We start from the raw sequence: 21,102 nt of genomic DNA, 5'->3' as shown, positions 1-21,102 counted from the left end.
TTGGTAGCAGCCACCACGCGCTCGCCACCAGGCGTCCATACTGCGTAAGGACAAGACCAATAACACCGGGGAGGTGGCTGTTCGTCGGCGACGAGACAGCGCTACCTCACCCCGCAGGAGGTACTGATGAATTCTCCCCTGTCCGCCATTGTGGTGATGGGCGTGGCCGGTTGCGGCAAAAGCTGCATCGGCGCTGCCATTGCTGCCAAAAGCGGCGGTCGCCTGATCGAAGGCGACGCTTTCCACCCTGCCGAAAACATCCGCAAGATGAGCGCTGGCATCCCCCTGGACGACAGCGACCGTGCCGGTTGGCTGGTGCGCCTGGGCGAAGAACTGCAAACCATCAGCCAAGCTGGCGAGCGCCCGATTCTGACCTGCTCGGCACTCAAGCGCCGCTACCGAGATACCCTGCGCGAGGCCATGCCCGGGCTGGTATTCGTGTTCCTCGAATTGACCCCTGCCGAAGCCGAAAAGCGCGTACTGGCCCGCCCGGGGCACTTCATGCCGGCCAGCCTGATCGACAGCCAGTTCGCAGCCCTGGAATCGCCACGCGGCGAACCACTGACCCTGGCGCTGGACGCGACCCAGCCCATGGACGCCCTTGCCGAAGCAGTGGACCGCTGGCTAAAGCGCTACGGTGAGCAGGGCCTGGCGCAAACCGCCTGACCCGGCGGTTTTCCGGCTCACCAAAGACAGCGCTACCCCGACCCGCCAACGCGGGCAAAGTTCCAAAAAGCTCCGCCCAAAACAACGATAAGACCGAGGCCTTCACACCATGTTCGGACTGGCTACTGATACCTTCCTGCTGCTCGACGCGCTGGTTACCATCGTCGGGCTGATCCTGCTGATCACCCATTTCAAGGTTCACCCTTTCGTCGCCCTTACCCTTGCGGCGGGTTTCCTGGGCCTGACCTCCGGCATGCCGGTGGCCAAGGTCATGAAATCGTTCCAGGACGGTTTTGGCGGCGTACTCGGCTTTGTCGGTATCGTGCTCGCCCTGGGCACCATGCTCGGCAAGCTGATGGCCGACTCCGGCGGTGCCGACCAGATCGCACAAACCCTGATCCGTGCCTTCGGCAAGAAGAACGTGCATTGGGCGATGATGTTCGCCGCCTTCCTGGTGGGCATCCCGCTGTTCTTCGAAATCGGCTTCGTGCTACTGATTCCGTTGGTGTTCATCGTCGCCCGGCGCTCTGGGGTATCACTGGTGAAAATCGGCATTCCGCTGCTGGCCGGCCTTTCTGTCGTCCACGGCCTGGTGCCACCACACCCGGGCCCGTTGCTGGCGATCGGCATTTTCCACGCCGACATCGGCAAGACCATCTTCTATGGCCTGATCGTGGCACTGCCCACCGCGATCATCGCCGGGCCGCTGTTCGGTAACTTCATTTCCCGCTACATCCCGGGCACCCCCTCGAAGGAGCTGATGGACCAGATCGCCAAGGAGTCCGACCAGGGCAACCTGCCGAGCTTCAGCATCACCCTGATCACCGTGCTGCTGCCGGTGGCATTGATGCTGCTGAAAACCTTCGCCGACGTGGTACTGCCTGCCGAGCACATCGTGCGCCAGTGGATGGACCTGATCGGCCACCCGATCACCGCCCTGCTCGCCGCCCTGCTGCTGGCCTTCTATACCTTTGGCTCGGCCCGTGGTTTCAACCGCCAGCAGATCATGAAAATGCTCGACCAGAGCCTGGCGCCGACTGCTGCCATCGTACTGATCGTCGGTGCTGGCGGTGGTTTCAAGCAGATGCTGGTGGACACTGGGGTGGGCAACGTGATCGGGCAGATGGCCGTGCAGGCCGAGATTTCGCCGATCATGCTGGCCTGGCTGGTGGCCGCAGTGATCCGCATCGCCACCGGTTCGGCCACGGTCGCGACCATTACCGGCGCGGGCATCGTTGCACCGGTGATCGACCTGGTGCCGGGGGTGAACCGTGAGCTGCTGGTGCTGGCCACCGGTGCCGGCTCGCTGATCCTGTCGCACGTGAACGACGCCGGCTTCTGGCTGGTGAAGCAGTACTTCAACATGACCGTGGCAGAAACCTTCAAGACCTGGAGCATGATGGAGACCATTCTTTCGGTGGTCGGCATCATCTTCATCATGTTGCTGTCAATGGTGGTGTGACCGTTGATCGGGGTGGTGGCACCTTGACGTTTCGGGAGGGGCCGAAGGGAAATATAAGCCCTACCCGACGCAATGGAGACTGCCATGACCCGATCAAGCATCCTGTTGATTGCCCTGCTCGCCTCACCGCTGGCGCTCGCCGCCGGCACCGGCCCGACCTACCCCGACGACCCGCACAGTAGCGCGCCGCAGCCCGGCGCGGACAGCACCCTGAACCCGATCGAGAAACCCATGCCCCGGGACACCGACCCGCGCATCAAGGGCAACGACCCGGACAGCCCGCCGGCGGAGCAGAATGACGACCGTGACTTGCCGGGCATGGATGGCAGGGGTTCGGAGGGGGATGGGGGCCGAGGGGAAAGCGGAACTGGCGGTAGTCAGCGCTAAGACCTGGGGGCGCGTTGCGCCCCAATCGCCGGCAAGCCAGCTCCCACAGGGACCGCACCGGTTGCAAGTTAGTCTATCGCCCGCGCCGAATGCCCGGCTGGCGCTATCCCTGTGGGAGCTGGCTTGCCGATCGGGCTGCAAAGCAGCCCCCCGGTCTTACCACTGTCGCTTGTCAGGCCGCGTCAGCCCCAGCTTCTCGATGCGATAACGCAGCATGTCCCGCGACAACCCGAGCATGCGCGCCGACTTGGTCACATTCCAGTCCGTACGGTCCAGGGTCTTGCACACCAGGTCGCGTTCCATGTCCGGCAAGCTGGTACCCGGTTCCGGTTCATGCCGCGGCATTTCATATACAGTCGCTGTGGGCTGAGCCACCAGCGGCTCGTCCACCAAAGTCAGGCACAGGTTCAGCTGGTGCGCCTGCACCACCTCGTTCGGTGCCAGCAATACCGTCTGCTCCAGCATGTTACGCAGTTCGCGCACATTGCCGGGCCAGCTGTAACCCAGCATCAGGCTTTCCGCCTCGGCAGAAAAACGCAGGTTAGGCTTGCCATAACGTCGGCCATGGTGGGCCAGGAAGTGCCGCGCCAGCAGCAACACGTCCTGCCCGCGGGCATACAGGCGCGGCACCTTCAACGCAATGATGCGCAGGCGGAAGAACAGGTCGCGGCGGAACTTGCCCTGCTGCACCATCTGTTCCAGGTTGCAGTTGGTGGCACTGATCACCCGCAGGTCGACCTTGCGCTCCTTCACCGCACCAATGCGGCGGATGCTGCGGTCTTCCAGCAGCTTGAGCAGCTTGGCCTGCAGCACCAGGTCCATCTCGCCGATCTCGTCGAGGAACAGCGTGCCCCCGTCGGCAGCCTCCACCAGGCCCACCCGACGCTCCTTGGCATCAGTAAAGGCGCCCTTTTCGTGACCAAACAGCTCGGCTTCCAGCAGGTTGGCCGGGATCGAGGCGCAGTTGAACTCGATGAACGGCCCTTTACTGCGCGAGCCGTCAAAATGCAGGGCACGCGCCACCAGCTCCTTGCCGGTACCGGTTTCGCCTTCTACCAGCACCGGTGGCAGGTCGTCACTGGCCATGCGCCGCTCGGCATCGAGCACCTGGCGCAGGGTGTGCTTGAGGGTGAGCATCGCCGGCGACTCGCCGATCAGCGCCTGCAACCCGGACTTCTGCGCCTCGCGCTCCTGATAGAACGACAGCGTGCGCTCCATGCGCTCTGCCGCCAGGGCCTTGTCCAGGGTCAGCTTGAGCTCGGCCAGCACGACCGGTTTGGTCAGGTAATGGAAGGCGCCCTCCTTCATCGCCTGCACGGCATCTTCGACGTTGCCGTAGCCGGTCATCATGATCACTTTCAGCTCCGGCGCCTGCGCCACCAAGGTACGCAGCAGGTCGTGGCCGCTCATGCCCGGCAGCGAGTTGTCGGTCAGCACCGCATCGGGCTGGGCCCGCTTGATCTGCTCCAGCGCCAGTTCCGCGCTGTGGCACACGGTGACCTCGTAGCCCTTGAGGCTGAGGTAGGTACGAATGTTGTCGGCAAGGATTTCATCATCCTCGACTACCAGGATGCTGTGCTCCATGGTCCCCTCCCGCTGCGATATTGAATGTAAGGCTGACGCGGGTTCCTTCCTCTTCGCGGCTGCTCAGGCTGACCGAGCCGCCAAAACGCTCCATGATGCGTTTGACCAGGGCCAGGCCGACACCGAGGCCACCCTGCTTGGTCGTGAAGAACGGCTTGAACACCATCCGTTCCTGCTGTTGGCTCATGCCCTTGCCGGTGTCGGTAAGGACGAGTTCGGCACGCAGGCCCTCCTGCACAATGACCTGGGCATTGAGCGTGCCGCCCGCAGGCATGGCCTCCAGGGCATTGGAAAACAGGCTGTTGAGAATTTGCGTCAGCTGCAACGGCTGGCTGGCCACCCACTGCATGTCAGGCCCTTCGAAATGAAAGCGCACGCCGTTGCGCTCGATCTGCTGGGTAAAGGCCAGGTGGGTGTCCTCGATGGCTGCCACCAGGTCCACGGCCTCGGGTTCGTCGCTGACCGGGCGCAACGACACCAGCAGGTCGCGCACCCAGCGTGACATGCGGTCGACCTGGCTGATGATGTCGGTAATGTTCTTCTGCGCCGCGGGGTTGGCGATTTCCTGGGCCAGTTCGGCGCTGGAGCGGATGTTGGCCAGCGGGTTGCGCAGGCTGTGGGCGACTGCCGAGGACATTTCGCCCAGCGCCACGTAGGTTTCGCTGGCTACCAGCCGGTCTTGCTGCAGGCGCAGCATGTGCGCCGCCCGGCGTACGATCCAGAACAAGCCAAAGTAGATCAGCGCACCACCAACCAGGGTCGAAGCCCAGATCAGCACATAGCCACGCTGAATGCGACGGATCAGGTCCTGCGGTTCTTTGTAGATTTCCACCATGGCGAGCACCTGCTCGCCCTGGCTGTCGAACAGCGGAATATAGTTCTCGATGAACAGGTAGCGCGGTTCGCGCAAGAATTTCTGCTCTTCGCGGTCATCCTCGGCCTTGTGGTAGCTGGCCGACACAGCCTTGCGAGAACGGAAGGCGCGGTCCAGGTCGCCATCGGCTTCGATGCGCTGGCCGATCAGCTGCGGGTTGGTCGACCAGATAATGCTGCGATCACGAGCATAGACATTGGCGAGCAAGGTATCCGGCAGGTGCTCGACATGGTCGAGGAATTCCACCCGGGTCGATTCGGCCAGCTGCGGGGAGAACTGCAGGTGCTGCAGGTCCAGGCGCGGGTCGAGCAGCTCACCCATGGTGGTGCCCGGCGGCAGTTGCGAATGGCGCACTTCGGCCTGGGCCATGGCCTGGATGAACTGTGCAGTGAGCATGGCATCGCGCTGCACGCTGTCGCGCACCACGAAGCGGGTCGACACGTAACCCAGGCCGCCGGCTACCGAGGCAATAATCAACAGGCTGATGACCGAAAACCAGCGCAGCAGGTTGAATTCACGCAATGGAACCGCCAGACCGCTGGTGGTCGCGCTGGCCTTGTCGGGCACTTCGTTTTCCAGCATCTGCATCGCGTGGTTCCCGCGCAGGGCGTGCGTTCAGAACTGCATCAAGGTCAGCCGCAAGCGGCTTTTGACAGCAATCCACCTGTGCAGCCGCAGCTGCCATTTGTCGCGTGTTCCGCTCTACAGATCACATTGCAAAAACTCAGCCATTCAAATCAATGCGTTATTTTTCAATGCGTTATCGTATTCTTTTAAACATTGCCTCAGGAACTTGCCCCACATGTGGGTAATTGTCACCCAACATGCTGTAACTCTATGTATATCAATAGTTTATTATTGGTTCTTAATCACAATAATGAAGAGCCAGCCAGGCGGAAAGTCAACGAGACCCGCGTGCCGTGGCCCTCACTGCTGCTGAGCCGGACCGTGCCACCGAAACGCTCCATGATACGTTTCACCAGCACCAGCCCCACGCCCAGCCCGCCTTGCTTGGTCGTAAAGAACGGCCGGAAGGCCATTCGCAGCTGCTCTTCGTTCATGCCCTTGCCATTATCCGACAGACGCAGGGTGAGGCAGCGCCGATTGTGGCGCACTACCTCGACACGCAACCGCCCACTTTCCTCCATCGATTCCAGGGCGTTGGCGATCAAGCTGCTGAACACCTGGCGCAGTAACGCCGGATGCCCCAGTACCTGCACGGCCGGTAACGGTTGCAGGTCAAGGGTTACCCCGCCGCGTGCCAGTGGCACTGCGTAGCTCTGCAGGCATTCCTGCAATGCCTGGGGCAGGTCCACCGCCACGGCCTCATCGTTCAGCGGGCGCAGCGACTGCAGCATCTGGCGAATCCACAGGGACATGCGATCAACCTGGCTGATAATGTCATTGACCTGGCGTTGTGCCGGGCCTTCATCGAACGCCTGAGCCAGCTCTGCACTGGAGCGGATGCTGGCCAGCGGGTTGCGCAAGCTGTGGGCCACTGCCGATGACACTTCACCCAGTGCCACGTAGGTTTCGCTGCTGATCAGGCGCTTCTGCTGCACCTTCAGCAAGCGTGCGGCGCGGTGCATGATGCCGTACAGGCCGATATACACCAGTGCAGCGCCGACGGTGATCGCCAGCCAGATCAGGATCAGCCCGTGTTCGATGCGCACGATCAGATCATGTGGCTCTTTGTAGATCTCGACCATGGCCGTAACGTGCTCACCCTCGGCGTCGAACAGCGGTATGTAGTTTTCGATGAACAGCTGCTCGGGCGGGGTAATGAACTTCTGCTCGGCGCGGGCCTGTTCAAAGTTGTGGTAGCTGGCCGAGACCCGCATCTTGTACTCGAACGCCTGGTCCAGGTCGTCGTCGCCCTCGATCAGCTTGCCGACCAACGCCGGGTTACTGGACCAGATCACGGTGCGGTCCGGGGCATAGATGTTGGCCAGCAGCATGTCGGGCAAGTGGGCGATATGGTCGAGGAATTCGCCCCGGGCCTTGCGCCGGGCATCCGGGTCGACATCGGGCAGGTTCGCGCGGTCGGTACGCGGGTCGAGCAGTTCACCCATGGTACGCAGGTTGGGGATCGACACATGGCGCACTTCGGCGTCGGCAATGGAGGTGATGAATTGGGCCGTGAGCAAGGCATCGCGCTCGACGCTTTCGTCGATGATGAAGCGACTGGAAATCAGCCCCAGCCCTGCGGCCACCGAAAGAATGATGGCCAGGCTGACCCAGGCATACCAGCGCAGCAGGTTGAAGGGCTTGCGCGGGGCGGCCAGCTCGCTACCGGCAGGCACGTCAATAGCGTCGGAACGAGGGGCGAGGTCCATGGCGGACTCCACAGCTGGGCACCTTCAGAAGGTTATAGCCCAGAGATGGGGAAACCATAGTGCTAAATTGATGGCATCCGCCGAAGGGTCATGCTTGAACTGAAGGTGATCCCATGTAAGAGCGGCCTTGTGTCGCGATCGGGGTGCGAAGCGCCCCCAAGAGTTATGTATCACTAGCGAATGTCGGGGCCGCTTTGCGGCCCTTTCGCGACACAAGGCCGCTCCTACACGGGATCGCGTACATGCTGACGGACACTTACAGCGGTGAATCATCCGCCAGCCCCTGTAATTTACGGTACTCGCGCAACACCGTGGGCACATAGCGCCGGGTCTCGGCAAACGGCGGTACCGCGCCCCGCCGCAGCACGGCATCCGGGCCGGCGTTGTAGGCGGCCACGGCCAGCGTGATGTCATTGTCGAACAGGGTGAGCATCTGCTTGATGTAGCGTGCCCCGCCCTTCACGTTGTCTTCCGGGTCGAGGCGGTCTTCCACACCCATTTCGCGGGCGGTATCCGGCATCAATTGCATCAACCCCACCGCCCCCGCCCGCGAGCGGGCCTTGGGGTTGTAGCCAGACTCGGCCTTGATCAACGCATGCAACAGCGCCGGTGGCACATTGTGGATACGTGCCGCAGTGGCGACCACTTCGGCGTACGGCCGGCCAGTGATCATTTGCGCATTGACCGGCCCGCCCTGGGCCAGCGGTTCGTTGATCACTTTTTGATAATGCCGCCCGGGTCGATGAACGTTGGTCAGTACGTAGCCACCCTTGGCATCGATCGAGATGTACACATCGGCCTGGGCAATACCTGCCGCCAGCCACAGCAAACCAAGGATGAGTCCACGCATGTCGGTCGCCTCTTCGTCGTGGCCCCCGATGTGGGGGAAATGCCCCGGAAAACCCAAGGACCATGACCACGACGCAAGCACTGTGCCGCTTCCTGTGCCGCATGGCGCAAGGCCCCGAGGCAGACGTGCACGGCTGTTGCATGGAGTATGGCAACCCGTGTCCCCATGCAGTGGAGGGCTTCACCATGCAGCGCAGATCCAACCCGCAACGTGGCTTCACCCTGCTCGAACTTCTGGTGGTGCTGGTGGTGCTCGGCCTGCTGGCCGGCATCGTAGCGCCCAAGTACTTCAGCCAACTGGGCCGCTCCGAGGCCAAGGTGGCGCGGGCGCAGATCGAGGGGCTGAGCAAGGCCCTGGACCTGTACCGCCTGGAGGTCGGCCACTATCCCAACAGTGAACAAGGCCTGCAGGCCCTGGTGATCGCCCCCAGCGGTGAAGCCCGCTGGACCGGGCCCTATCTGCAGAAGGCTGTGCCGCAGGACCCGTGGGGCCGCCCGTACATCTACCGGCAGCCTGGCGAGAACGGCGGCGAATACGACCTGCTGTCGATGGGCAAGGACGGCCAGCCCGGTGGCGATGGCGAAAACGCTGAAATCACCAGTTGGCAGTAAGGAGAGCGGCCATGCGCTACAGCCTCAAGGCCCTGGGTAGGCAGGGTGTGGTGCAATTACAGATCGACGCCGAGGACGCCGAGCAGGCGCGCCGCCAGGCTGAAGACCAGGGCCTGCGCGTGCTCAGCCTGCGCGGCAGCGGTGGCACCTTGCGCGGTATGGCCTGGCGCCGCGAGGCGGCCTTCGACCTGGTGCTGTTCAGCCAGGAGCTGTCGACCTTGCTCAATGCCGGCCTGCCACTGATCGACGCGCTGGAAAGCCTGGCAGAGAAAGCCCCTGCGCCAGCAACGCGCAAGGTGCTGGCCGAACTGGTCCGCCAGCTGTACGAAGGCCGCTCGCTGTCCCAGGCCCTGGGCCAGCAACCGCGGGTGTTCCCGCCGCTGTACATAGCGTTGGTGCAGTCCAGCGAACGCACCGGGGCGCTAGGTGATGCCCTCGCCCGCTACATCAGCTACCGCCAGCGCCTGGACCTGGTCCGGCAGAAGCTGGTGGGTGCGTCGGTGTACCCGTTGTTGCTGTTGCTGGTGGGCGGTGGCGTGGTGCTGTTCCTGCTTGGCTATGTGGTGCCGCGCTTCAGCCAGGTATTCGAAGGCATGGGTACCGAACTGCCCTGGCTGTCACGGGTACTGATGCAGATCGGCCTGTTCCTGCATGCCGAGCAACTGCCACTGGCGCTGGGCACTGTAGGCGGGGTCACGGTGCTGTGGCTGCTGCGCCGCCACCCACGGGTGCGGCACTGGGCGTCCTGCCAGTTGCGGCGCCTGCCGGCACTGCACCAGCGCCTGATGATGTACGAGTTGGCGCGCTTTTACCGGTCGCTGGGTATTCTGCTGCAAGGCGGTATTCCCATCCTTACCGCCATGGGCATGGCCCGCGGCCTACTCGGCAGCGCGGCGGCACAGGGCCTGGCGCAAGCCAGCCAGCGGGTCGGCGAAGGCCTGCCGCTGTCCGATGCGCTGGAAGCCGGACAACTGGTCACACCGGTGTCGCTACGCCTGCTGCGGGCCGGCGAGCAATCCGGCAACCTGGGCGAGATGCTGGAGCGCTGCGCCGACTTCCACGATCAGGAAATCGGCCGCTGGGTGGAATGGTTCGTCAAACTGTTCGAACCGTTGCTGATGACATTTATCGGCCTGCTGATCGGCCTGATCGTGATCCTCATGTACATGCCGATCTTCGAACTGGCCTCAAGCATTCACTGAATCGCCAGGCCCAGGCTCTCACGCAGGGTAGTGCCCTCGTAGGCGGTGCGGTACACCCCGCGCTCCTGCAGCAACGGCACCACTTGCTCGGTAAAGCGGCGGAACTGCCCTGGGTGGCCAATGTAGATATTGAAGCCATCCAGCGCCCGTGCTTCAAACCACTCGGCCATTTTGGCCGCTACCGACGCTGGCGAGCCGACAAAGGCACCCGGGCGCAACTGGCGCCCGAACTCCACCGCCTGGCGCAAGCTGAAACCCTGTTCTCGCGCCTGGTCGGCAATGCGCTTGGCGTTGGTAAAGAAGCTGCTGCGCGCATGCTCCAGGCTTTCCTGGGGGAACGGTGCGTCAAGGTCGTACTGGCTGAAGTCGTGCCAGCCGAAGTTGCGCCCGAACTCCTTCAGCGCCAGTTCGAAGCTGTGGTCCTGCTGGTGATAATGGCGTTCGATCTCGCGGGCGTGTTCATCGGTGTCGCCGACGTATATCTCAGCCCCCGGCAGCACCAGCAGTTGCTCGGGGTCGCGCCCCAACCGCGCGGCACGGCCCTTTACATCACGGTAGAACGCCTGGCCCTGCTCGATGCTGGTGGCATGGGTAAAGATCACATCCGCCGTGGCTGCCCCCAATTCGCGCCCTTGTTGCGAGTCGCCGGCCTGGAAGATCACCGGCTGGCCTTGAGGGGAGCGCTGGATGTTCAGCGGCCCCACCACCGAAAAGTGTTCGCCCTTGTGGTTCAGCGCGTGCATGCGGCTGGGGTCGAGGAATTGCCCGGTGGCACGGTTGCGCGGAAACGCGCCGTCTTCATAGGACTGCCACAGGCCTTGCACCACCGCTACGTGCTCCTGGGCACGGGCATAACGGGTGTCGTAGTCGTAATGTTCGTCGCGGCCATAGTTGCCGGCCGTGCCGGCATCACCACTGGTAACCACGTTCCAGCCGGCGCGGCCCTTGCTTATCAGGTCCAGCGAGGCCAGGCGCCGGGCCACGTTGAAGGGCTCGTTGTAGGAGGTGGTCAAGGTGCCAACCAGGCCGATATGGCGGGTGGTTACTGCCAATGCCGAAAGCAAGGTCAGTGGCTCCAGGCGGTTAAGGTAGTGGGACGGCGAGCCGGGGGTGATGTACTGGCTGTCGACGATGAACATCAGGTCGAACAGCGCTGCCTCGGCCTGGCGGGCGATGTCGATGTACCAGTCGATATTGACGCTGGCATCGGCCGGCAGCTCCGGGTCGAGCCACAGGTTGTGCCGGCCGGGGCCGCCGCAGCCCATGGTCAGGGCGCCGAGCTTGATCTTGCGGGGGGTCATGTACAGATCCTCAAAAGGGTTGTCGCCTGTACCGGCCCTATCGCCGGCAAGCCAGCTCCCACAGGATCACCACAAGCCTGAGCCCGGTGGGTTACCTGTGGGAGCTGGCTTGCCGGCGATAGGGCCAGCCCAGGAAAACTCAATGCTCGAACGCCGCCGCGAACGAGGTATCGAACAGGCTCGCCGCCGGGTAGGCCTTGATCAGCCCCAGCCCGGCAAAAAAGTCCACGGTCTTCTGCGCCTCTACGATCACCTGCGGGTCCAGCGGCGCCACATCGGTACGCGCACGGGCAAACCAGGCGCGGGCTATGTCGCGGTCGGCCCGGGTGCGCTTGGCCCAGGCATCGGCATAGGCTTCGGTATGCGCCGGGTCGCTCAGGGTCCAGTCACGGGCCTTTTTCAGGCGTTGCAGGAAATCGCTGATCTGTGCCCGTTTGGCCTCCACCGCCTTGGCATTGGCCACCACAAAGCTCTGCGCCGGGATCAGGCCTTCGGCCGTTGCCAACACCCGCGCCCCTTGGCGCTCCTGCTGGGTGACGTAGGGTTCCCAAGTGGCAATCACGTCAACCGAACCCCCATCCAGCGCATGCGAGGCGTCCAGGGCGCTGAGGTAACGCAACTCCAGGGCATCACGTGGCACGGCGGCCTTGTCCAGCGCGCTGAACAACAACTGCTGGCTCCACGAGCCCTTCCAGATCGCTGCACGTTTGCCGCGCAGGTCTTCCAGGCTGTGAATATTCGAGTCCTTGCGCGCCAGGATGGCCACCCCATCAAGGTTCTGCCGGCTGACCGCGATCACCTTGATCGGTGCGCCCAGTGCACCCAGGAACAGCGGTGGGGCATCGCCCAGCAGGCCGATATCCAGGCTGCCCACGTTCAGTGCCTCGGCTACCGGCGAGCCTGCCGTGAACTGCTTCCACTCCAGGGTATACGGCAGGTCGTCGAGTACACCGGCCGCCTCCATTACGGCACGGGCATTGAAGCTCTGGTCGCCGACCACCAGGGTTTGTGCAGCCGCGGCCAGGCTGAGGCTGCTGGCCAGCACACCGGCGGCCAATTGCTTGAGGTATCGCACGTTCGTCTCCAGGTACCGTCGGGTACATAAGGCCGATCCGCGCGTGCGGTCTCGTAGGTTATGCACCTATTTGAAAACAGATCGGCGCATCTGTAAATGCAATTTATGCATATTAGCTTATGCATATTTTTACTTTTGAGAATATTCAGTGCGTTTGCTAGGGTTAAGTAAAACCGTCAGCCGAGCCTGAACCATGAGCCACCCCCTACGCTTCGAGCGCTTGCGCCATTTCATCGATGCGCTGTCACACCTGCTGGACCAGGAAACCGACGAAGCCACGCTGCTCGACCAAGGCCAGGGCCTGCTGCGCAGCCTGGTCGCGCATGACGACTGGTTGCCCGAAGCGCTGGCCCAGCCGGACCCGGCCCGTTACCTGCAATACCTGCTGCACTGCGATTCGCGCCAGCGCTTTTCCATCGTCAGTTTCGTCTGGGGCCCGGGCCAGCAGACGCCAATCCACGACCACCGGGTGTGGGGCCTGATCGGCATGCTGCGCGGCGCCGAGTATTCGCAAGGCTTTGCCCGTAGCGAGCAAGGCGCCTTGCTGCCACAGGGCCGACCGGTGCGTATCGAGCCCGGCCATGTCGAGGCGGTTTCGCCGCGCATTGGCGATATCCACCAGGTCAGCAATGCCTTTGATGACCTGGTGTCGATCAGCATTCACGTGTATGGCGCCAATATCGGCGCGGTCAGCCGGGCGGTGTACCTGCCCGACGGCACCGAAAAACCATTCATTTCCGGCTATTCCAACAGCCTTCTGCCCAACATCTGGGACCTGTCCAAAGAGAACCCTGCCCCATGAGCACCTTTGCTACCCGCTCCTACTACGATATTCGCCGGGCCCTGCTAGCCCATGAAGAACTGGCGCTGATCGATGTGCGCGAAGAAGACCCGTTCGCCCAGGACCACCCCTTGTTTGCCGCCAATATCCCGTTGTCGAAACTGGAGCTGGAGGTGTTCGCCCGCGTGCCGCGGCGTGACACCGCCATCACCGTGTATGACGACGGCGAAGGCCTGGCGGCCCAGGCCGCCAAGCGCCTGCTAACCCTTGGTTACAGCGATGTTGCCTTGCTCGAAGGTGGTCTGGCCGGCTGGCGCAAAGCCGGTGGCGAGCTGTTCCGCGACGTCAACGTGCCAAGCAAGGCGTTCGGCGAGCTGGTCGAAAGTGTACGCCACACCCCGTCGCTGGCCGCCGAGCAGGTGCAGGCGCTGCTGGATGCCAAGGCCGACGTGGTGGTGCTGGATGCGCGCCGCTTCGACGAGTACCAGACCATGAGTATTCCAGGTGGCATCAGTGTGCCGGGGGCCGAGCTGGTGTTGCGGGTAGCCGAGCTGGCACCCGACCCGGCCACCCAGGTAATCGTCAACTGCGCCGGGCGTACCCGCAGCATCATCGGCACCCAGTCGCTGGTCAATGCCGGCATCCCTAACCCGGTGGCAGCCCTGCGCAACGGCACCATTGGCTGGACACTGGCCGGGCAAACCCTGGCCCACGGCCAGGCGCGCCGTTTCAGTGCCGTCACCGACAGCACCCGAGCCGATGCCGCAACGCGGGCGCGCCAGGTTGCCGACCGCGCTGGCGCGGCCCGGCTTGAGCGTGAAGGCCTGGCTGCCTGGCAGGCCGATGCCAGCCGCACCACCTACCTGTTCGATGTCCGCACGCCTGAGGAATTTGCCCAAGGCCACCTGCCCGGCAGCCGCAGCGTGCCTGGCGGGCAACTGGTGCAGGAAACCGACCATGTGGCCAGCGTGCGCGGGGCGCGCATTGTGCTGGTGGACGACGACGGCGTACGGGCCAACATGAGTGCGTCATGGCTGGCACAACTGGGCTGGCAGGTGGCGGTGCTGGATGGCCTGGTGGCGGCAGACTTCAGTGAAGCCGGTGAGTGGCAGGCACCGCAGCCGGCGTTGCCGGCAGTGACCGAGATCGGCGTCGAGCAACTGGCGAGCTGGCTGCAGGCACCAGGCACAGTGGTGCTGGACTTCACCAGCAGTGCCAACTATGTGCAACGGCATATACCCGGGGCGCACTGGGCTATTCGTGCGCAATTGCCGCAAGTGCTGGAAAAACTGCCGGTTGCCGAGCGATATGTGCTGACCTGTGGCAGCAGCTTGCTGGCCCGTTTTGCGGCGGTGGACTTGCAGTCGCTTACGCAAACCCCGGTGTATGTGCTGGAAGGCGGGACGGCGCGCTGGATTGCTGCGGGCCAGGATTTGGAGAAGGGGGAGACGCACCTGGCCGTGCCGCGCACCGACCGCTATCGCCGGCCCTATGAAGGGACGGATAACCCGCGTGAGGCCATGCAGGGGTATCTGGACTGGGAGTTCGGCCTGATTGCCCAGCTGGAGCGGGATGGGACCCATGGGTTTCGGGTGCTGGGCTGAGATTGCCGGGGGCGCGTTGCGCCCCATCGCGACACAAGGCCGCTCCTACAATGACCGCGTATGGCTTCAGGTTGACGCTGCCTGTGTAGGAGCGGCCTTGTGTCGCGATGGGCTGCAAAGCAGCCCCCAAAAAAATCCCCAAGCCACACCTGACCATGCCTCCAATCGATGATTGATCCACACATATCATTCAGCGTGATATTAACCTTCGTCCCGTTCGATTCGTGCCTCACGCGCAACACACTCACACTCCGCCCACTACTAATACATTGGCGGAGTTCTCCATGGAACAATCTCTCAAACCCTTGCGCTTCCCCCTCGCTGCCCTGGCGGTGGTGGTGATCAGCGCTTGCGGTCGAACCCCAGACGCCGTGCAGGCTCCCGCCGCGCCCAAGGTCACCGTGGCGAAGGTGATCGAGCAACCGATCAACGAATGGGACGAATTCACCGGCCGCCTCGAAGCCCCGGAAACCGTCGAAGTGCGCCCACGGGTCTCGGGCCAGATCGATCAGGTAGCCTTCACTGAGGGCGCCCAGGTCAAGAAAGGCGACCTGCTGTTCCAGATCGACCCGCGCCCGTTCCAGGCTGACGTGCGCCGCCTCGAAGCCCAGCTGCAACAGGCCAAGGCCACCGCCATCCGCAGCGCCAACGAAGCCCGCCGTGGCGAGCGCCTGCGTGACAGCAATGCCATTTCCGCCGAACTGGCCGAATCGCGCAGCAGCGCTGCCGCCGAAGCCCGGGCCGGGGTCGATGCGATCCAGGCACAGCTCGACCTGGCCCGCCTGAACCTCAGCTTCACCCGCGTCACCGCCCCCATCAGCGGCCGGGTCAGCCGCGCCGAGTTCACTGCCGGCAACATCGTCAGTGCCGATGTCACCCCGCTGACCAGTGTGGTCTCCACCGACAAGGTCTACGCCTACTTCGATGCCGACGAGCGCGTGTATCTCAAGTACACCCAGCTGGCTCGCGAAGGCCAGCGTGGCCAGAGCACCCCGGTGTACCTGGGCCTGACCAACGAAACCGGCAACCCGCACCTGGGCCAGATGAACTTCGTCGATAACCAGGTCAACCCGCGCACCGGCACCATCCGTGGCCGTGCGGTGTTCGACAACCGCGACGGCCAGTTCACCCCGGGCCTGTATGCGCGCCTGAAGCTGGTCGGCAGCGCCCAGTACGACGCCGTGCTGATCAACGACGAAGCCGTGGGCACCGACCTTGGCAAGAAGTTCGTGCTGGTCATGGACAAGGACAACAAGGCGGCCTACCGCGCCGTAGAGCTGGGGCCGAAGCTGGAAGGCCTGCGCATCGTGCGCAGCGGCCTGGGCAAGGACGACCGCATCGTGGTCAAGGGCCTGCAGCGCGTGCGCCCTGGTTCACCGGTCACCCCGGAAGAAACTGCCATGGCCAGCGAACAGACCCTCGCCGCACTCGCCCAGCAGCGCCAGGCCCTGGAGGCCAGCAACCCGACGCCGAAGGTGGCGGGCAACAATGTGAAAGTCGCCAGCGCCCAGGCGCCACGCGGTTAAGGGACCACACCGATGAACTTCTCGAAATTCTTCATTACCCGGCCGATCTTCGCCGCGGTGCTGTCACTGGTGCTGCTGATTGCGGGGTCGATCTCGCTGTTCCAGCTGCCGATCAGCGAATACCCCGAAGTGGTACCGCCCACCGTGGTAGTGCGCGCCAACTTCCCGGGCGCCAACCCCAAGGTCATCGGCGAAACCGTCGCCGCGCCGCTGGAGCAAGCCATTACCGGTGTGGAGAACATGCTGTACATGTCCTCACAGTCTACCGCTGACGGCAAGCTGACGCTGACCATCACCTTCGCGCTGGGCACCGACCTGGACAACGCCCAGGTGCAGGTGCAGAACCGCGTCACCCGTACCCAGCCCAAGCTGCCCGAGGAAGTGACCCGTATCGGTATCACCGTCGACAAGGCCTCGCCCGACCTGACCATGGTCGTGCACCTGACCTCGCCGGACAACCGCTACGACATGCTCTACCTGTCCAACTACGCCATCCTCAACATCAAGGACGAGCTGGCACGCCTGGGCGGCGTCGGCGACGTGCAGCTGTTCGGCATGGGCGACTACTCGCTGCGCGTGTGGCTGGACCCCAACAAGACCGCTTCGCGCAACCTGACCGCCAGCGACGTGGTGGCCGCGATCCGCGAGCAGAACCGCCAGGTCGCCGCCGGCCAGCTGGGCGCCCCGCCCGCCCCCGGCTCGACCAGCTTCCAGCTGTCGATCAACACCCAGGGCCGCCTGGTCAACGAGGAAGAGTTCGAAAACATCATCATCCGCGCCGGTGCCGATGGCGAAATCACTCGCCTGAAAGACATCGCCCGGGTCGAACTCGGCTCCAGCCAGTACGCCTTGCGCTCGCTGCTGAACAACCAGCCAGCGGTGGCCATTCCTATCTTCCAGCGCCCAGGCTCCAACGCCATCGAAATCTCCGACGAAGTGCGGGCAAAAATGGCCGAGCTGAAGAAGGACTTCCCCGAAGGCATGGACTACAGCATCGTCTATGACCCGACCGTGTTCGTCCGCGGTTCCATCGAGGCGGTGGTACATACCCTGTTCGAAGCGCTGGTGCTGGTGGTGCTGGTCGTCATCCTGTTCCTGCAGACCTGGCGCGCCTCGATCATCCCGCTGATGGCCGTGCCGGTATCGCTGATCGGTACCTTTGCGGTGATGCACCTGTTCGGCTTCTCGCTCAACGCGCTGTCCTTGTTCGGCCTGGTATTGGCCATCGGTATCGTGGTGGACGACGCCATCGTCGTGGTGGAGAACGTCGAACGTAACATCGGGCTTGGCCTCAAACCGATGGAAGCGACGCAGAAAGCCATGAGTGAAGTGACCGGGCCCATCATCGCCACTGCGCTGGTGCTGTGCGCCGTGTTCGTGCCTGCTGCGTTCATTTCCGGCCTGACCGGGCAGTTCTACAAGCAGTTCGCCCTGACCATCGCCATTTCCACGGTGATCTCGGCGTTCAACTCGCTGACCCTGTCGCCCGCCCTGGCTGCGGTGCTGCTCAAGGACCACCACGCACCCAAGGACCGTTTCTCGCGGGTGCTGGAAAAACTGCTGGGCAGCTGGCTGTTCGCGCCGTTCAACCGTTTCTTCGACCGCGCCAGCAACAGCTACGTCGGCGGCGTGCGCCGGGTCATCCGCTCCAGCGGTATCGCCCTGTTCGTGTATGCCGGCCTGATGGGCCTGACCTATCTGGGCTTCTCGTCCACCCCGACCGGTTTCGTCCCGGCCCAGGACAAGCAGTACCTGGTGGCCTTCGCCCAGTTGCCTGACGCCGCCAGCCTAGACCGCACCGAGGCGGTCATCAAGCGCATGAGCGAAATAGCCCTCAAGCAACCTGGCGTGGCCGACTCGGTGGCCTTCCCTGGCCTGTCGATCAACGGCTTCACCAACAGCCCGAACAGCGGCATCGTGTTCACCCCGCTGAAACCGTTCGACGAGCGCAAGGACCCAAGCCAGTCGGCTGCAGCCATTGCTGCCGCGCTGAACGCCCAGTTCGCCGACATTCAGGACGCCTACATCGCGATTTTCCCGCCACCGCCGGTACAAGGCCTGGGCACTATCGGCGGCTTCCGCCTGCAGATCGAAGACCGTGGCAACCTGGGTTACGAAGCGCTGTACAAGGAAACCCAGAACATCATCGCCAAGAGCCACAACGTGCCGGAGCTGGCGGGCCTGTTCACCAGCTACCAGGTCAACGTGCCGCAGGTCGATGCCGCCATCGACCGGGAAAAGGCCAAGACCCACGGCGTAGCGATCAACGACATCTTCGACACCCTGCAGGTCTACCTGGGTTCGCTGTATACCAACGACTTCAACCGCTTTGGCCGTACCTACCAGGTAAACGTGCAGGCTGAACAGCAGTTCCGCCTCGATGCCGAGCAGATTGGCCAGCTGAAGGTGCGCAACAACCTCGGCGAGATGATCCCGCTGGCGACCTTCCTCAAGGTCAGCGACACCTCCGGGCCAGACCGCGTGATGCACTATAACGGCTTTATCACCGCCGAAATCAACGGCGCCGCTGCCCCAGGCTACAGCTCCGGACAGGCCGAGGCGGCGATCGAGAAGCTGCTGAAAGAGGAATTGCCCAACGGCATGACCTTCGAGTGGACCGACCTGACCTACCAGCAGATCCTCTCGGGCAATACCGCGCTGTTCGTGTTCCCGCTGTGCGTGCTGCTGGCCTTCCTGGTACTGGCGGCCCAGTACGAAAGCTGGAGCCTGCCACTGGCGGTGATCCTGATCGTGCCGATGACCCTGCTGTCGGCCATCACCGGTGTGATCGTGTCGGGGGGCGACAACAACATCTTCACCCAGATCGGCCTGATCGTACTGGTGGGCCTGGCGTGCAAGAACGCGATCCTGATCGTCGAGTTCGCCAAGGATGAACAGGCCAAGGGCCTCGACCCGCTGGCGGCGGTACTGGAAGCCTGCCGCCTGCGTCTGCGGCCGATCCTGATGACCTCGATCGCTTTCATCATGGGTGTGGTGCCACTGGTGTTCAGCTCCGGTGCAGGTTCGGAAATGCGTCACGCCATGGGTGTGGCGGTGTTCTCGGGGATGATCGGCGTGACCGTGTTCGGCCTGTTCCTGACCCCGGTGTTCTTCTTCCTGATTCGCCGTTTTGTCGAGCGTCGCCAGGCCCGCAAGGCCGAACACGCGCCAGTGCTGGAGAACCATGCATGAACGTGCTCAAACCCCTGCCCCCAAGCCTGCTGGCACTGGCCCTGGCGGCCTGTGCGGTTGGCCCGGACTACCAGGCCCCGGCCACTGAACCTGCGCAGCTGAGCAGCGACATGCAGGCCAAGGCCTACGACCGTAGCCGCTTCGAAAGCCTGTGGTGGAAGCAGTTCGACGACCCGGTGCTGAACCAGCTGGTGCAGGCGTCGCTGGACGGCAACCGCGACTTGCGCGTGGCCTTCGCCCGCCTGAAATCGGCCCGTTCGATCCGCGAAGACGCCGAAAACGATCAGTTCCCGGTGGTCACCAGCCGCGCCAGCAGCGACATCGGCAAGGGCCAGATCCCCGGCCAGACTACGCAGCGGGTCAACAGCGAGCGTTATGACCTGGGCCTGGACATGGCCTGGGAGCTTGACCTGTTCGGCCGCATCCAGCGCCAGATCGAAGCCAGCGAAGCCCAGGAGGCGGTGGCTGCCGCCGACCTGCAGCAGTTGCAGGTCAGCCTCATCGCCGAGCTGGTCGATGCCTACGGGCAGCTGCGTGGCGCGCAGTTGCGCGAGAAGATTGCCCTTGCCAACCTGAAGACCCAGCAGGAATCGCGCACCATTACTGAAACCCTGCGTGATGCTGGCGTGGGCAACGACCTCGACGTGGTGCGTGCTGATGCCCGCCTGGCCGGGGTTGAGGCCACCGTGCCGCAACTGCAGGCCGAACAAGCGCGAGCGCGGCACCGCATCGCCACCCTGCTCGGCCAGCGCCCGGACGCACTCAGCGTAGACCTGTCGCCCAAGGCGCTGCCGGCCATCGCCAAGGCGTTGCCGGTAGGCGACCCGGGCGAACTGCTGCGCCGCCGCCCGGACATTCGCAGCGCCGAACGCCAGCTGGCGGCTGCCACCGCCAACGTTGGTGTGGCAACTGCCGACCTGTTCCCACGCGTCAGCCTCAGCGGCTTCCTCGGCTTTACCGCCGCGCGCGGCTCGCAGATAGGCTCGTCGGCGGCCAACGCCTGGGCACTGGGCCCAAGCATTACCTGGGCGGCCTTCGACCTGGGCAGCGTGCGGGCCCGCCTGCGCGGGGCCAAGGCCGATGCCGAAGGGGCGCTGGCCAATTACGAGCAACAGGTGCTACTGGCCCTGGAAGAATCGGCCAACGCCTTCAGCGATTACGACAAGACCCAGCAGCGGCTGTTGTCGCTGATGCGCCAGAGTGATGCCAGCCGCAAGGCGGCGGAACTGGCTTCGATTCGTTATCGCGAGGGTACGGTGGACTACCTGGTGCTGCTTGATGCCGAACGTGAGCGGCTAAGCGCTGAAGATGCGCAGGCCCAGGGCGAGGTCGAGCTGTACCGCGGCATTGTCTCGATCTACAAGGCCCTGGGCGGCGGCTGGCAACCGGAGACTGTGGCCAGCGCGCGCTGATACACCCCGTTTCAACGACTCCTTTGGTTGGCTCCTCCCCCAACCGTTTGCCCCGCAGGCCTTGGTTTGCGGGGCTTTTTTATGGTGGCAAGGTGCATGCCTCATGAGCTCTTCAGGGCCCCAAAATGCATGTCACAGATTCTTCGGCGCCTGTGGGATCGAGCGCCGCCCGCGCGGCGCTTCGCGGCACAAGGCCGCTCCCACATCTTTTTCAGGCCAGTCCCTCCTGTGAAGACACC

The 21,102-nt window shown here is 63.7% G+C and carries 16 protein-coding genes; 10 read left to right on the top strand and 6 right to left on the bottom strand.

Features of this window, described 5'->3' with window-relative positions; translation table 11 throughout:
• Positions 1 to 126 precede the first annotated feature (126 nt).
• The 3 genes from ACI2KG_RS22140 (at position 127) to ACI2KG_RS22130 (ending at position 2,515) form a co-directional block, all read left to right on the top strand.
• Complete coding sequence (locus tag ACI2KG_RS22140; RefSeq protein ID WP_400618050.1) at positions 127 to 666, top strand: gluconokinase; 540 nt, start codon at positions 127 to 129, stop codon at positions 664 to 666.
• A gap of 109 nt (positions 667 to 775) precedes the next feature.
• Positions 776 to 2,128: a GntP family permease gene (locus ACI2KG_RS22135; protein WP_404663300.1), complete on the top strand. Its 1,353-nt coding sequence runs from the start codon at positions 776 to 778 to the stop codon at positions 2,126 to 2,128.
• 84 nt (positions 2,129 to 2,212) lie between these two features.
• Positions 2,213 to 2,515, top strand: a complete 303-nt coding sequence (locus ACI2KG_RS22130; protein WP_404663299.1) for a hypothetical protein — start codon at positions 2,213 to 2,215, stop codon at positions 2,513 to 2,515.
• Positions 2,516 to 2,671: 156 nt separating this feature from the next.
• On the opposite strand, the gene ACI2KG_RS22125 is transcribed toward ACI2KG_RS22130, so the two are convergent.
• The 4 genes from ACI2KG_RS22125 to ACI2KG_RS22110 form a co-directional block, all read right to left on the bottom strand.
• Positions 2,672 to 4,099, bottom strand: coding sequence for a sigma-54 dependent transcriptional regulator (locus ACI2KG_RS22125; protein WP_201207318.1), 1,428 nt, complete (start codon positions 4,097 to 4,099; stop codon positions 2,672 to 2,674).
• Positions 4,068 to 5,561, bottom strand: a complete 1,494-nt coding sequence (locus ACI2KG_RS22120; protein WP_404663298.1) for a sensor histidine kinase — start codon at positions 5,559 to 5,561, stop codon at positions 4,068 to 4,070. The genes ACI2KG_RS22125 and ACI2KG_RS22120 overlap by 32 nt, the downstream gene beginning before the upstream one ends.
• Before the next feature lie 281 nt (positions 5,562 to 5,842).
• Complete coding sequence (locus ACI2KG_RS22115; RefSeq protein ID WP_404663297.1) at positions 5,843 to 7,309, bottom strand: sensor histidine kinase; 1,467 nt, start codon at positions 7,307 to 7,309, stop codon at positions 5,843 to 5,845.
• 256 nt (positions 7,310 to 7,565) lie between these two features.
• Complete coding sequence (locus ACI2KG_RS22110; protein WP_404663296.1) at positions 7,566 to 8,159, bottom strand: lytic transglycosylase domain-containing protein; 594 nt, start codon at positions 8,157 to 8,159, stop codon at positions 7,566 to 7,568.
• A gap of 185 nt (positions 8,160 to 8,344) precedes the next feature.
• Between ACI2KG_RS22110 and gspG the strand changes: the two genes are divergently transcribed.
• Together gspG and ACI2KG_RS22100 are read left to right on the top strand one after the other, a co-directional pair.
• Positions 8,345 to 8,770 carry a type II secretion system major pseudopilin GspG gene (gene gspG / locus ACI2KG_RS22105; protein WP_400618132.1) on the top strand — a complete coding sequence of 142 codons (426 nt, stop codon included), beginning with the start codon at positions 8,345 to 8,347 and terminating at the stop codon, positions 8,768 to 8,770.
• An 11-nt stretch (positions 8,771 to 8,781) separates the two neighbouring features.
• Positions 8,782 to 9,972, top strand: coding sequence for a type II secretion system F family protein (locus ACI2KG_RS22100; RefSeq protein ID WP_404663295.1), 1,191 nt, complete (start codon positions 8,782 to 8,784; stop codon positions 9,970 to 9,972).
• Here the strand turns inward: ACI2KG_RS22100 and ACI2KG_RS22095 are convergent.
• Together ACI2KG_RS22095 and ACI2KG_RS22090 are read right to left on the bottom strand one after the other, a co-directional pair.
• Positions 9,966 to 11,273: an LLM class flavin-dependent oxidoreductase gene (locus ACI2KG_RS22095; protein ID WP_404663294.1), complete on the bottom strand. Its 1,308-nt coding sequence runs from the start codon at positions 11,271 to 11,273 to the stop codon at positions 9,966 to 9,968. The genes ACI2KG_RS22100 and ACI2KG_RS22095 overlap by 7 nt on opposite strands.
• Positions 11,274 to 11,412: 139 nt before the next feature.
• A complete protein-coding gene (locus ACI2KG_RS22090; protein ID WP_404663293.1) occupies positions 11,413 to 12,348 on the bottom strand; it encodes an ABC transporter substrate-binding protein in 936 nt (311 codons plus the stop codon).
• 193 nt (positions 12,349 to 12,541) lie between these two features.
• On the opposite strand from ACI2KG_RS22090, the gene ACI2KG_RS22085 reads away from it, so the two are divergent.
• The 5 genes from ACI2KG_RS22085 (at position 12,542) to ACI2KG_RS22065 (ending at position 20,863) form a co-directional block, all read left to right on the top strand.
• A complete protein-coding gene (locus tag ACI2KG_RS22085; RefSeq protein ID WP_404663292.1) occupies positions 12,542 to 13,150 on the top strand; it encodes a cysteine dioxygenase in 609 nt (202 codons plus the stop codon).
• Positions 13,147 to 14,733 (top strand): rhodanese-related sulfurtransferase, encoded by a 1,587-nt coding sequence (locus ACI2KG_RS22080; protein WP_404663291.1) that lies wholly within the window; start codon positions 13,147 to 13,149, stop codon positions 14,731 to 14,733. Before ACI2KG_RS22085 ends, ACI2KG_RS22080 begins: the two co-directional genes overlap by 4 nt.
• Before the next feature lie 284 nt (positions 14,734 to 15,017).
• A complete protein-coding gene (gene mexE / locus ACI2KG_RS22075) occupies positions 15,018 to 16,259 on the top strand; it encodes a multidrug efflux RND transporter periplasmic adaptor subunit MexE (RefSeq protein WP_404663290.1) in 1,242 nt (413 codons plus the stop codon).
• A gap of 12 nt (positions 16,260 to 16,271) precedes the next feature.
• Positions 16,272 to 19,451, top strand: coding sequence for an efflux RND transporter permease subunit (locus ACI2KG_RS22070; protein WP_400618028.1), 3,180 nt, complete (start codon positions 16,272 to 16,274; stop codon positions 19,449 to 19,451).
• The gene (locus ACI2KG_RS22065) at positions 19,448 to 20,863 is read left to right on the top strand and encodes an efflux transporter outer membrane subunit (protein ID WP_404663289.1); all 1,416 of its coding nucleotides are present in this window, start codon (positions 19,448 to 19,450) and stop codon (positions 20,861 to 20,863) included. Before ACI2KG_RS22070 ends, ACI2KG_RS22065 begins: the two co-directional genes overlap by 4 nt.
• The last annotated feature ends 239 nt before the right edge of the window (positions 20,864 to 21,102 follow it).

The organism is Pseudomonas sp. NPDC089407 (genome assembly GCF_044900445.1).
Lineage (GTDB): Bacteria > Pseudomonadota > Gammaproteobacteria > Pseudomonadales > Pseudomonadaceae > Aquipseudomonas.
This window is presented reverse-complemented; position numbering and strand designations above follow the sequence as displayed.

What these genes read in the sequence shown, in the direction of transcription:
- ACI2KG_RS22070 (WP_400618028.1), top strand. Translation starts at nt 16,272, where the DNA reads ATGAACTTCTCGAAATTCTTCATTACCCGGCCGATCTTCGCCGCGGTG.
- ACI2KG_RS22120 (WP_404663298.1), bottom strand. Translation starts at nt 5,561, where the DNA reads ATGCAGATGCTGGAAAACGAAGTGCCCGACAAGGCCAGCGCGACCACC.
- ACI2KG_RS22095 (WP_404663294.1), bottom strand. Translation starts at nt 11,273, where the DNA reads ATGACCCCCCGCAAGATCAAGCTCGGCGCCCTGACCATGGGCTGCGGC.
- ACI2KG_RS22140 (WP_400618050.1), top strand. Translation starts at nt 127, where the DNA reads ATGAATTCTCCCCTGTCCGCCATTGTGGTGATGGGCGTGGCCGGTTGC.
- ACI2KG_RS22085 (WP_404663292.1), top strand. Translation starts at nt 12,542, where the DNA reads ATGAGCCACCCCCTACGCTTCGAGCGCTTGCGCCATTTCATCGATGCG.
- ACI2KG_RS22115 (WP_404663297.1), bottom strand. Translation starts at nt 7,309, where the DNA reads ATGGACCTCGCCCCTCGTTCCGACGCTATTGACGTGCCTGCCGGTAGC.
- ACI2KG_RS22125 (WP_201207318.1), bottom strand. Translation starts at nt 4,099, where the DNA reads ATGGAGCACAGCATCCTGGTAGTCGAGGATGATGAAATCCTTGCCGAC.
- ACI2KG_RS22110 (WP_404663296.1), bottom strand. Translation starts at nt 8,159, where the DNA reads ATGCGTGGACTCATCCTTGGTTTGCTGTGGCTGGCGGCAGGTATTGCC.
- gspG (WP_400618132.1), top strand. Translation starts at nt 8,345, where the DNA reads ATGCAGCGCAGATCCAACCCGCAACGTGGCTTCACCCTGCTCGAACTT.
- ACI2KG_RS22065 (WP_404663289.1), top strand. Translation starts at nt 19,448, where the DNA reads ATGAACGTGCTCAAACCCCTGCCCCCAAGCCTGCTGGCACTGGCCCTG.
- ACI2KG_RS22135 (WP_404663300.1), top strand. Translation starts at nt 776, where the DNA reads ATGTTCGGACTGGCTACTGATACCTTCCTGCTGCTCGACGCGCTGGTT.
- ACI2KG_RS22100 (WP_404663295.1), top strand. Translation starts at nt 8,782, where the DNA reads ATGCGCTACAGCCTCAAGGCCCTGGGTAGGCAGGGTGTGGTGCAATTA.
- ACI2KG_RS22130 (WP_404663299.1), top strand. Translation starts at nt 2,213, where the DNA reads ATGACCCGATCAAGCATCCTGTTGATTGCCCTGCTCGCCTCACCGCTG.
- ACI2KG_RS22080 (WP_404663291.1), top strand. Translation starts at nt 13,147, where the DNA reads ATGAGCACCTTTGCTACCCGCTCCTACTACGATATTCGCCGGGCCCTG.
- mexE (WP_404663290.1), top strand. Translation starts at nt 15,018, where the DNA reads ATGGAACAATCTCTCAAACCCTTGCGCTTCCCCCTCGCTGCCCTGGCG.